The sequence below is a fragment of the Neobacillus kokaensis genome (assembly GCF_014656545.1).
GTDB classification, from domain to species: Bacteria; Bacillota; Bacilli; order Bacillales; family Cytobacillaceae; genus Neobacillus; species Neobacillus kokaensis.
Genome location: NZ_BNDS01000005.1, coordinates 208,235 through 219,742, shown reverse-complemented (window position 1 = coordinate 219,742; position 11,508 = coordinate 208,235). Strand labels below are relative to the sequence as shown.

The 11,508-nt window shown below is 41.1% G+C and carries 11 protein-coding genes and 1 tRNA gene; 10 read left to right on the top strand and 2 right to left on the bottom strand.

Annotated elements, in window-relative coordinates:
• The first annotated feature begins 213 nt into the window (after positions 1-213).
• The 4 genes from ychF to rpsR all read left to right on the top strand — a co-directional run bounded on the left by ychF (position 214) and on the right by rpsR (position 2,683).
• Positions 214-1,314 carry a redox-regulated ATPase YchF gene (gene ychF / locus IE222_RS08270; protein WP_191271628.1) on the top strand — a complete coding sequence of 367 codons (1,101 nt, stop codon included), beginning with the start codon at positions 214-216 and terminating at the stop codon, positions 1,312-1,314.
• Positions 1,315-1,517: 203 nt separating this feature from the next.
• On the top strand, positions 1,518-1,805 hold the full coding sequence (rpsF, locus tag IE222_RS08265) for a 30S ribosomal protein S6 (RefSeq protein WP_191271626.1): 288 nt from the start codon (positions 1,518-1,520) through the stop codon (positions 1,803-1,805).
• Positions 1,806-1,871: 66 nt separating this feature from the next.
• Positions 1,872-2,393 carry a single-stranded DNA-binding protein gene (gene ssb, locus IE222_RS08260; RefSeq protein WP_191271624.1) on the top strand — a complete coding sequence of 174 codons (522 nt, stop codon included), beginning with the start codon at positions 1,872-1,874 and terminating at the stop codon, positions 2,391-2,393.
• A gap of 50 nt (positions 2,394-2,443) precedes the next feature.
• Positions 2,444-2,683, top strand: a complete 240-nt coding sequence (rpsR, locus tag IE222_RS08255) for a 30S ribosomal protein S18 (RefSeq protein ID WP_191271622.1) — start codon at positions 2,444-2,446, stop codon at positions 2,681-2,683.
• Between the two features lie 51 nt (positions 2,684-2,734).
• Here rpsR and modB read toward each other — a convergent pair whose 3' ends face one another.
• Together modB and modA are read right to left on the bottom strand one after the other, a co-directional pair.
• On the bottom strand, positions 2,735-3,391 hold the full coding sequence (modB, locus tag IE222_RS08250) for a molybdate ABC transporter permease subunit (protein ID WP_191271620.1): 657 nt from the start codon (positions 3,389-3,391) through the stop codon (positions 2,735-2,737).
• Between the two features lie 5 nt (positions 3,392-3,396).
• Positions 3,397-4,191, bottom strand: coding sequence for a molybdate ABC transporter substrate-binding protein (modA, locus tag IE222_RS08245; protein WP_191271612.1), 795 nt, complete (start codon positions 4,189-4,191; stop codon positions 3,397-3,399).
• 167 nt (positions 4,192-4,358) lie between these two features.
• Between modA and IE222_RS08240 the strand changes: the two genes are divergently transcribed.
• From IE222_RS08240 to IE222_RS08215, 6 genes are all read left to right on the top strand, one after another.
• A complete protein-coding gene (locus IE222_RS08240; RefSeq protein WP_191271610.1) occupies positions 4,359-5,303 on the top strand; it encodes a YybS family protein in 945 nt (314 codons plus the stop codon).
• A gap of 24 nt (positions 5,304-5,327) precedes the next feature.
• Complete coding sequence (locus tag IE222_RS08235) at positions 5,328-7,301, top strand: DHH family phosphoesterase (RefSeq protein WP_191271608.1); 1,974 nt, start codon at positions 5,328-5,330, stop codon at positions 7,299-7,301.
• Positions 7,298-7,744 carry a 50S ribosomal protein L9 gene (gene rplI, locus IE222_RS08230; protein WP_191271606.1) on the top strand — a complete coding sequence of 149 codons (447 nt, stop codon included), beginning with the start codon at positions 7,298-7,300 and terminating at the stop codon, positions 7,742-7,744. Before IE222_RS08235 ends, rplI begins: the two co-directional genes overlap by 4 nt.
• Before the next feature lie 126 nt (positions 7,745-7,870).
• Positions 7,871-9,235 carry a replicative DNA helicase gene (dnaB, locus tag IE222_RS08225; RefSeq protein ID WP_191271604.1) on the top strand — a complete coding sequence of 455 codons (1,365 nt, stop codon included), beginning with the start codon at positions 7,871-7,873 and terminating at the stop codon, positions 9,233-9,235.
• Positions 9,236-9,502: 267 nt separating this feature from the next.
• Positions 9,503-10,795 carry an adenylosuccinate synthase gene (locus IE222_RS08220; protein WP_191271602.1) on the top strand — a complete coding sequence of 431 codons (1,293 nt, stop codon included), beginning with the start codon at positions 9,503-9,505 and terminating at the stop codon, positions 10,793-10,795.
• A 632-nt stretch (positions 10,796-11,427) separates the two neighbouring features.
• Positions 11,428-11,503 (top strand) — tRNA-Lys (locus IE222_RS08215).
• The last annotated feature ends 5 nt before the right edge of the window (positions 11,504-11,508 follow it).

The window sequence follows — 11,508 nt, the reverse complement described above, 5'->3', positions numbered from 1 at the left end:
TCGGCTTTCTTGTTTTTTTGCCGACAAATGCCTATAATTGTGAAAGGTATTTATAAAGGGGCAGAGCGCCGCAAAAACGGGACACTTTATTTCCATGTGGTAGAAAGTAAAGTTTTTTTGTTGGAAATTAAGTGATGTTTAGCTCTGCTCACACCGCCTTTATAAAATTAATGATAGTTAAAATAGATGAAATTTTTTGAGGAGTGAAAGTGAATGGCTTTAACTGCTGGGATTGTCGGACTACCAAATGTTGGTAAGTCGACATTATTTAACGCAATTACCCAAGCTGGCGCAGAATCAGCAAACTACCCTTTCTGTACGATTGACCCGAATGTCGGGATTGTAGAAGTTCCCGATCATCGTCTGCAAAAATTAACAGAGCTTGTGCAGCCGAAAAAGACTGTACCAACGGCATTTGAATTTACTGATATTGCTGGAATTGTGAAAGGTGCTAGTAAAGGTGAAGGCTTAGGAAACAAATTCTTATCCCATATCCGTGAAGTTGATGCCATCTGCCAAGTGGTTCGCTGCTTTGCTGACGAGAATATTACTCATGTGTCTGGAAAAGTGGATCCGATTTCCGATATTGAAACGATCAATTTGGAATTAATCCTAGCTGATATGGAATCAGTAGAAAAACGTATTAGCCGCGTGGAAAAATTAGCGAAACAAAAGGACAAGGACGCAGCAGCTGAATTTGAAGTTCTCTCTATGCTGCGTGATGCATTTGAAGCGGAAAAGCCAGCCCGTTCAGTGGATTTTACTGAAGAACAAATGAAGCTGGTAAAGCATCTTCACTTATTAACCATTAAACCAGTTCTATATGTGGCCAACGTCAGTGAAGATGAGGTCGCAGATCCATCCGATAATGAGTACGTAAAACTGGTCCGTGAATATGCAGCAAATGAAAATGCTGAAGTGATTGTAATTTGTGCAAAAATCGAAGAGGAAATTGCCGAGCTTGAAGGCGAAGAAAAGCAAATGTTCCTGGAAGAGCTTGGGATTGCTGAATCAGGGCTTGATCAATTAATTCGTGCCGCTTACAGCTTACTTGGCCTCGCCACATATTTTACAGCAGGTGTGCAGGAGGTTCGTGCTTGGACATTTAGAAAGGGCATGAAGGCACCACAATGTGCCGGCATTATTCACTCTGACTTTGAACGTGGATTTATCCGTGCTGAAACAGTTTCCTATGATGATCTTGTTGCAGGCGGAAGCTACAATGCCGCTAAAGAAGCCGGCAAAGTCCGCTTAGAAGGAAAAGAATACGAAGTAAAAGACGGCGATGTTATCCATTTCCGTTTCAACGTATAAAGTCGTCATTTAGGGTGTCAGACACCATGTGAATTTTTCACATGGTGCCTGACACCCTTGCTTTTTATCAGCAAAATAGTGGCATAATTGTGAAGGAGATTGCATTTTGGGTTGCCCTATGCTATAATTTCAACTTGTGAGTAATGAATAATTGCTCCTTGCCCTTATTGAAGGGCCGTTTAGACCAAAAGGAGGTGACCGTGATGAATAAGTACGAAATCATGTACATCATCCGCCCAAACATTGAAGATGAAGCGAAAAAGGCTCTTGTAGAGCGTTTTAACACAATTCTTCTTGAAAATGGTGCGGAGACTGCTGAAACAAAAGATTGGGGTAAGCGTCGTCTAGCTTACGAAATCAATGATTTCCGTGATGGCTATTACGAAATCGTGAAAACAGCTTCTTCAGCTGCTGCAGTTCAAGAATTTTCTCGTCTTGCAAAAATCAGCGAAGATATCATTCGCCATATCGTAATTAAAGAAGAAGAATAATTTTTTATATAAAATTTCTAAAATGTTTCGCGTGGGATATTTTAGAAGGAAAAGGAGTTGATTCTGATGATCAATCGTGTAGTGCTTGTTGGCCGTTTAACAAAAGATCCTGAATTGAAATATACACCAAATGGCATTGCTGTTGCTACCTTTACCCTAGCTGTAAATCGACAGTTTTCAAACCCGCAAGGTGAGCGGGAGGCGGACTTTTTAAACATTGTTGTTTGGCGTAAAGCTGCTGAAAATGTCGCCAACTTCTTGAAAAAGGGAAGTTTAGCAGGAGTAGACGGCAGAATTCAAGTTCGTACTTACGAGCAAGATGGAAGACGTCAGTATTTTACTGAGATAGTAGCAGATACTGTTCAATTTCTTGAACCTAAAGGCTCTTCTGGTTCTGGCGGCGGAAACGGCGGCGGAAGAAGCAACGATTTCTACGGTGCTCCTCCAAGAGAGCCTCAAGGGTCTTCATATGGCGGCGGCAATCAGAATCAACGACAAAATTCCAACCAAGGTTTTACAAGAGTGGATGATGATCCATTTGCTGGAAGCGGTCAGATTGACATCTCAGATGATGATCTTCCATTCTAATAAACCATTTTATGAACGGACATAAAAAAAATCTAAAGGAGGGAATCTTCATGGCAGGAGGACGCAAAGGCGGACGTGCAAAACGTCGTAAAGTGTGCTATTTCACAGCAAACGGCATCACTCGCATTGACTACAAAGAAGTGGATTTACTTAAAAAATTCATCTCTGAGCGCGGTAAAATTTTACCACGCCGTGTAACTGGAACAAGCGCTAAATATCAACGTAAATTAACTGTTGCTATTAAACGTGCTCGTCAAATGGCATTACTACCATTCGTTTCAGGCGAATAATATAGCAAAAAAAAGGCACCCATCGTACGAGGGTGTCTTTTTTCTATACCGTTAAGATCTTGTGAAGTGAACGCATAGTAACATAATAAATGATATCCCGATCATACTCACGACCCAAAGCCAGGCAAGCTGCATATTACCGGAATCAAGTGCGACATAGATGGCAGTGGGAATGGTTTGTGTTTTTCCGGGAATATTGCCTGCAAACATTAACGTGGCACCAAACTCACCTAATGCTCTGGCAAAACTCAATATAGCACCAGATATAATCGCTTTAAGGGCAAGAGGAACGGAGATGGTCAGAAATAATTTAAGTTCATTGGCCCCGTCCACGCGAGCAGCATTCTCAATATCCTCATCAATTGCCTCAAATCCCGCTTTAGCTGACTGATACATCAGCGGGAAGGCTACAACGGTCGAAGCAATAACGGCAGCCCGTTTGGTAAACATAAGGGGCTGATGAATGACCCATTCTACTAGTTGCCCAACTGGACTATTTCTGCCAAAAATAATAATTAATAAGAAGCCGACAACAGTTGGCGGTAATACCAGCGGCAGCAGGAAGCCGGTTTCGACAAAGACCTTCCCTTTAAAATTCCTGTTTGCCATTAGCCTTCCAAAAAATAGACCTAAAATTAACACCAATATACCAGAAATCGAAGCAATTTCAACAGATAGTCTAATGGGTGACCAGAAGTTTGCTGTCATGACAATTAGTGCAGCCCCTTAAACCCGTACTTTTCGAAAATATCTATAGCTTTTTGGCTTTGCAGGTATTCAAAAAAAGCCATTGTCTCTTTTGGATGGGTGCTGGTCTTTATGATTCCCACCGGATAAATAATTGGTGCATGGGTGTTTTCTTCCGCGGAGGCGACAATCTGAACCTTCGGTGAAATCATGGCATCTGTTTTATAAACAATTCCTGCATCGACATTGTTTGTCTCTACATATGTAAGCACCTGCCGAACATCTTTGGCGAAAACAACTTTATCTTCGACAACTTTCCAAATATGTAAGTGTTCTAATGTATCCTTAGCATATTTTCCAGCTGGTACAGATTCTGGTGTACCTATGGAAATTTTATCTGCTTTTCTAAGGTCTTTAAATGATTGAATATTTTTATTTGTACCTTTGGGAACTACCAGCACAAGTTTATTTCCTACAAGATCTGTTCCGTTCTTCCTTTCAATTAGCCCGTCTGTCACTAATTGATCAAATTTGTCCTCTGTCGCTGAGAAATAGAGATCAACGGGTGCTCCTTGAGAAATTTGCTGCTGAAGTGCGCCGGATGCTCCAAAGTTATAGTTAATTTTTACATTAGTATATTCCTTTTCAAAGTTTGCTTGAATATCATTTAAGGCATCCTGCAAGCTTGCCGCTGCGGAAACCGTCAATTCTACTTTCTTTTCTGTTGTTACCTTTTTCTTACCGGAATCTTTGGAACTGCATCCAGTCGTAAACAGAAATAGAAGCAGGATTGAACAAAATAACAAGGATTGTTTTTTCATTTCATTCATCCTTCCACCGTCACATATTACTAATTATAACTCGTTATACGTTATTAACGCTAAGGAATTACGGAAGTTTTAAAAATAGTTGGAATGGATTGGTTGAATAGAGTCTTTCATGCAGATAAAATAAGGATTAGGTTTCCAGTTGATTTAGGGGTGAAGAAGTGAAAAATGTAGGTAAACTAACGGAAGGCGCTATTCTTTTGGCGGCCTTTGCTGCAATCTTACTAATAACGGTTTATGTACCACTTATTGGTTCCGGGTTGAATTTTGTCCTGCCGCTGCCGTTCATGATGTTTGCGGCAAAGAATACTATTAGAAATATCTTGGCTTTTACCATTGCTGCTGCTATACTTTCCTTTCTTGCCAGTTCCTTCATAGGTCTTGGGTTTATGCTTTTGTATGGCGTCATTGGCTCTGTCATAGGTTATTTACTGCAAAAAAATATGAGTCGGACCGCTATTTTAATCTCCAGCTCGCTTGTTTTCATGGCAGGGGTGGTTGCTATGTACGCGGTCAATGCTGCTTTCTTTAAAATTGATATCATTCAAGAATTTATGCAAAGCTATAAAGAGTCCGCTAAAATGTCTGAAGAATTGTTACGTTCAATGGGGCAGGAAAGTCAAATTGAGCAGTTGAATAAACAAAATGAACTGTTAATTAAAACATTGCAAATCTTAGCTCCTAGTTTATTAATTTGGGGATCGATTATTTGTGTATTTGTGATTCAGTGGATTTGTTTTCCAATCATTAAAAGGTTTGGCATTAAAGTGCAGCCGTGGGGCAGCTTTCGGAACTTGTCATTGCCGAAAAGTCTTTTATGGTATTACTTAATCGCTATGGCCATTAAGCTCTTTGGACATCCTGCAGAAGGGACCTATTTATATATCGCTGTTTTTAACGCTATATACTTATTGGAAATGTTTATGGTGCTGCAAGGACTCTCGTTTGTTTTTTATATATTCCACAAGCGGTCAGTGGCAAAGGGACTTGGTGTGCTTGTGGCAATTCTTGCTTTCATCATTCCGACTATTCATTATATAATAATGTTATTGGGAATTATCGATTTAGGATTTAATTTTCGAAAGCGATTGGAACAAAAAGAGTAAGACTTTCGATTGGAGCTGAAAACTTTGCCGGCATTTTTAGAAAAGAGGTCAATACGATACCCTTTTTACGGTTTAATAGGTGTTACAGTAGTATTGCTCATCGTCCTGTTCTTATATAATTGGATTTTAAGTCTTGCTGGATTAGTATTAATGATTATTCCAATTTATTTTATGTTTGTCATTGACCAGCGCCAAAGACAGGAAGTGGAAGAGTACATCTCGACCCTTTCTTACCGGGTAAAAAAGGTTGGCGAGGAAGCACTGCTAGAGATGCCGATTGGGATTATGCTCATTAATGATGATTATTATATTGAGTGGACCAATCCGTATTTAGCCACTTGTTTCGATGAGGATACGCTTGTCGGACGGTCGCTGTATGATGTGGCAGACGACCTGATTCCACTCATTAAGCAGGAAGTAGAATCAGAAGTGATTACCCTTTACGAGCGGAAATTCCGCGTCGTCCATAGGCATGAAGAGCGGCTTTTATACTTTTTTGATGTGACTGAGCAGACTGAAATTGAAAAACTGTACCAGAACGAACGGACCGTTATCGCAACGATTTTTTTAGACAACTATGATGATCTGACCCAAGGGATGGATGATCAAATGCGAGGAAGTATCAACAATTTGGTTACTTCCATTTTAAATAAGTGGGCACACGATAATGGCATCTTTTTAAAGCGGGTTTCTTCAGAGCGGTTTATTGCTGTATTTAATGAAGAGATCCTCCAAATTCTAGAAAAGGGTAAATTTTCCATATTGGATGATGTAAGAGAAATGACTTCTAAGCACAATGTCTCATTTACCTTAAGTATTGGTGTTGGAGCGGGAGTTTCCTCCCTGCCGGAATTAGGCGTACTTGCCCAGTCCAGCCTTGATTTAGCGCTTGGCAGAGGCGGTGACCAAGTAGCCATTAAACAGCCAAACGGAAAGGTCAAATTCTTTGGCGGCAAAACAAACCCAATTGAAAAACGAACACGGGTAAGGGCAAGGGTTATTTCACACGCTTTAAAGGATTTAATAACCGCTAGTGATAAAGTAATTATCATGGGACATAAAAATCCGGATATGGACTCGATTGGTGCAAGTATCGGGATTTATAAAGTAGCGCAAATGAATCAGAAGGATGCCTATATAGTAGTGAACGTGCAGGAAACAGACAATGGGATCAAACGGCTGATGGATGAAATTCGCAGCCAAGAGGCCTTATACTCCCGTTTTATTGGTTCCGATGAAGCACTGGAGATTGCCACAGATAAAACTCTTTTGGTTGTGGTCGATACCCATAAGCCTTCTTTAGTGATGGATGAACGTCTGCTGAACAAAATTGACCATGTCGTTGTTATTGACCATCATAGGAGAAGCGAGGATTTCATTACCAATCCATTGCTTGTATATATGGAGCCTTATGCCTCCTCTACTTCAGAGCTGGTAACCGAGTTTCTTGAATATCAGCCGAAGAAGGTTAAAATAGAAGTAATAGAAGCCACCGCGCTTTTAGCGGGAATCATTGTAGATACAAAAAGCTTCACGTTAAGAACAGGTTCAAGGACATTTGATGCTGCTTCTTATCTTAGAGCACATGGTGCTGATACAGTACTTGTCCAGAAGTTTATGAAAGAAAGCATTGATACATATAAACAAAGAGCAAAATTAATTGAATCTGTGGCTTTTTATCGTGATGGTATTGCCATTGCCAAAGGCGGAGAGATAGAGGTCCATGATCAAGTTATAATTGCCCAGGCGGCTGACACGTTACTTACAATGGAGGGTGTTCAGGCCTCCTTTGTGATTGCAAAACGAAATGAAGGTGTTATCGGCATCAGTGCCCGTTCCTTAGGGAATGTCAATGTTCAGGTGATTATGGAAAGCTTAAAGGGCGGCGGACATCTGACAAATGCCGCTACACAGCTTACGGGTTTAACAATTGCTGAAACGGAAGCAAAATTAAAGCAGGCAATTGATGATTATTTGGAAGGGAGCAAAAGGGAATGAAGGTTATTTTTCTAAAAGATGTTAAAGGAAAAGGGAAAAAGGGAGAAATTAAAAATGTTGCGGATGGGTATGCCCATAACTTCTTAATTAAGCAAGGTTTGGCGGTAGAGGCAAACAACGCAAATCTCAGCTCATTAGATGCTCAAAACAAGAAGCAGGAAAAGCTTGCAGCAGAAGAGCTTGCTGACGCAAAGAAGCTAAAGGAAAAGCTGGATCAAACGACAGTTGAATTAACGGCCAAAGCAGGTGAAGGCGGCAGATTATTTGGCTCAATCACTTCCAAGCAAATTGCTGAAGAATTACAGAAGAAGCATGGCATTAAAATTGATAAGCGTAAAATGGAATTAGCAGATGCTATCCGTACTCTTGGTCACACAAAGGTACCTGTAAAGCTTCATCATGAGGTAACAGCAACTTTAACTGTGCATGTGAAGGAACTGTAATATATTTTCCAGTTCAAATTTTAGTTAATCATGATAGAATAGAGTAAGATTGAGAGAACGTGATCGGTGTCTGCTGGTCACTTTTTCTTTTTGAATGGGATCTTCTATTAGGAGGTTTTTTGCAATATGAGTGAATTGTTTGCTGACCGCATGCCTCCACAAAATATTGAGGCTGAGCAGGCAGTTATTGGAGCAATCTTTTTAGAACCGTCTTCCTTGACAATGGCTTCAGAAATTTTGATTCCTGAAGACTTTTATCGGGCGGCCCACCAAAAAGTCTTTAACGTCATGTTAAAGCTGAATGATGAAGGAAAAGCGGTCGATCTTGTGACCGTAACAGAGGAATTATCAGCAGCTAAACTGATCGAGGATGTTGGCGGTGTTAGTTATTTAGGGGAGCTGGCGGCATCTGTCCCGACAGCGGCTAATATAGAGTATTATGCTAAAATTGTGGAAGAAAAGTCTTTACTTAGACGATTAATCCGTACGGCAACGAATATCGCAACAGATGGATATACGCGCGAGGATGAAGTGGAAACCCTCTTAAGCGAAGCAGAAAAAAGTATTCTTGAAGTGGCGCAAAGGAAAAATGCCGGGGCGTTTCATGATATTAAAGATGTCCTTGTCCGGACGTATGACAATATTGAGGAAATGCATAAACGCGTTGGGGATATTACCGGTCTAGAGACAGGGTTTGTGGAGCTTGACCGTATGACTGCAGGCTTCCAGCGCAATGACTTAATCATTGTCGGTGCTCGTCCTTCTGTGGGTAAAACGGCCTTTGCCTTAAATATTGCGCAAAATGTTGCGAAAAAAACAGGCGAAAATGTGGCCATCTTTAGTTTGGAGATGGGTGCTGAACAGCTGGTGATGCGTCTATTATGTGCCGAAGGGAACATCGACGCCCAGCGGCTTCGTACCGGGTCACTGACAGAGGATGACTGGGGAAAATTGACGATGGCAATGGGCAGCTTGTCTAACACAGGGATTTTTATCGATGATACTCCAGGGGTTAGAATCAGTGATATACGTTCCAAATGCCGCCGCTTAAAGCAAGAGCACGGCTTAGGAATGATATTAATTGACTATTTGCAGCTTATTTTAGGAAGCGGCCGTTCCGGTGAAAACCGTCAGCAGGAGGTTTCGGAAATTTCCCGATCCTTAAAACAATTAGCCCGTGAGCTAAAGGTTCCGGTCATTGCCTTATCTCAGCTTTCCCGTGGAGTTGAGCAGCGGCAGGACAAACGGCCAATGATGTCCGATATTCGTGAATCAGGAAGTATTGAGCAGGATGCTGATATTGTGGCCTTCCTTTATCGTGATGATTACTATGATAAGGAGTCGGAGAATAAAAACATTATTGAAATCATTATCGCTAAGCAGCGTAATGGTCCGGTCGGCACTGTGCAGCTGGCATTCGTAAAAGAATATAATAAATTCGTAAACTTAGAGAGACGTTTTGATGATACAATGTCCCCTCCAGGAGCTTAAATAGCAGTTTCTAGGTCAGCCAAGCTGTGGCTGGCTTTTTTATAGATTACTATTTGCACGAACGATTTTAATAGTTTAATATAAAACGTTCGTGTTTAATTGATTTTTGCTTTTGAAATTGGTACACTAAATTAGTGTTAAGATAAAAAGGCGTAAGCGCCTTAAGAACAAGCATAGCTTGTTCCTGCGAAGATTATTCTAAGAGGCTAGGCGCTGGCGCTGGACTACTTTAATTACCTAGAAGTGAATATTTCGGAGGTGCCTTTCATGTCATCAGTAGTAGTTGTTGGTACACAATGGGGAGACGAAGGAAAAGGGAAAATTACCGATTTTCTTTCTGAAAATGCAGAGGTAATTGCTCGTTATCAAGGCGGCAACAATGCAGGCCACACGATTAAATTTAATGGTGTTACCTACAAATTGCACTTGATTCCTTCAGGGATTTTCAATAAAGAAAAGATTAGTGTCATCGGAAACGGAATGGTTGTTGATCCAAAGGCACTTGTAGCTGAGCTTGCTTATTTACATGAAAGAGGCATTACAACTGATAACCTAAGAATTAGCAATCGTGCCCATGTCATTCTTCCATATCACATTAAATTGGATGAGGTAGAGGAATTACGGAAAGGCGCCAATAAGATTGGAACGACGAAAAAGGGGATTGGTCCTGCTTACATGGACAAAGCTGCCCGTGTCGGTATTCGCATTGCTGATTTACTTGATCGTGAAATTTTTGAAGAAAAATTAGAACAAAACTTAGCGGATAAAAACCGTTTATTTGAACGAATTTATGAAGTAGAAGGCTTTAAAAAAGAAGAGATTCTGGATGAATACTTCGAGTACGGCCAGCAAATTAAACAGTATGTCTGTGATACATCCGTTGTCTTAAATGATGCATTAGATGAGGGCAAACGCGTATTATTTGAAGGTGCTCAAGGGGTTATGCTTGATATTGATCAGGGTACATATCCATTTGTTACATCATCCAATCCTGTTGCTGGCGGGGTTACCATTGGTTCTGGTGTAGGTCCTTCAAAAATTACTCATGTAGTTGGTGTTTGTAAGGCTTATACTTCCCGCGTCGGTGATGGTCCTTTCCCAACTGAATTACATGATGAAATTGGACATCAAATTCGGGAGGTGGGACGTGAGTATGGTACAACTACAGGACGTCCTCGCCGTATCGGCTGGTTTGACAGCGTCGTTGTCCGCCATGCCCGCCGTGTCAGCGGTTTAACGGATTTATCGTTGAATTCGATTGATGTTTTGACTGGAATTGAAACGTTAAAAATCTGTACGGCATATCGTTACAAGGATGAGGTCATTACAGAGTATCCAGCAAGCTTAAAAGTGCTGTCTCAATGTGAGCCAATTTACGAAGAGCTCCCTGGCTGGACTGAAGATATCACAGGGGTGAAATCCTTGGATGAACTGCCTGTCAACGCCCGCCACTATGTGGAGCGTGTAACACAGCTGACTGGTATTCCATTATCTACTTTCTCTGTAGGCCCAGACCGGAATCAAACAAATGTAGTCCGCAGCCCATGGAGACAGATCTAATTAGGGATTTATGAGGGGCCCTCTAGTTTTGGGGGCTTCTTTTGTTTGGTGGAGATGTGACTTAGGAGAAAACAGCCTATGGGACAAAACGAATTGTGATGATGAGTAAACTGTCCCATAGGCGAGTTCTAAGGGACAAACAAGGTGGAAAGCCGAGAGGGAGTGTCCCATAGGGCAGTTCTAAGAGACAAACCAGGTGGAAAATCGAGAGGAAGTGTCCCATAGGCCAGTTCTAAGAGACAAACCAGGTGGAAAATCGAAAGGAAGTGTCCCATAGGCCAGTTCTAAGAGACAAACCAGGTGGAAAATCGAGAGGAAGTGTCCCATAGGCCAGTTCTAAGAGACAAATCTGGTGGAAAATCGAAAGGAATGTCCCATAGACGGGTTCTAAGGGACAAACCAGGTAGAAAATCGAAAGGAAGTGTCCCATAGAATGTTCCTTATGGTCAAATGGTTCGCAAAAACTGGTGGATTTTTATTCCATATGCTAATTGAAGGACAAAATCACTAAAATCATCTAAGAAAATATCCTTCAAAAAATTTTTCAAAAAATATATTAAAAAAAGTATTGCACTTAATATAATAACCATGCTATTATAAAAAGCGTCGTCACAAACACGATAAATAAGTACGAGCCATTAGCTCAGTCGGTAGAGCATCTGACTTTTAATCAGAGGGTCGAAGGTTCGAGTCCTTCATGGCTCACCACCTTT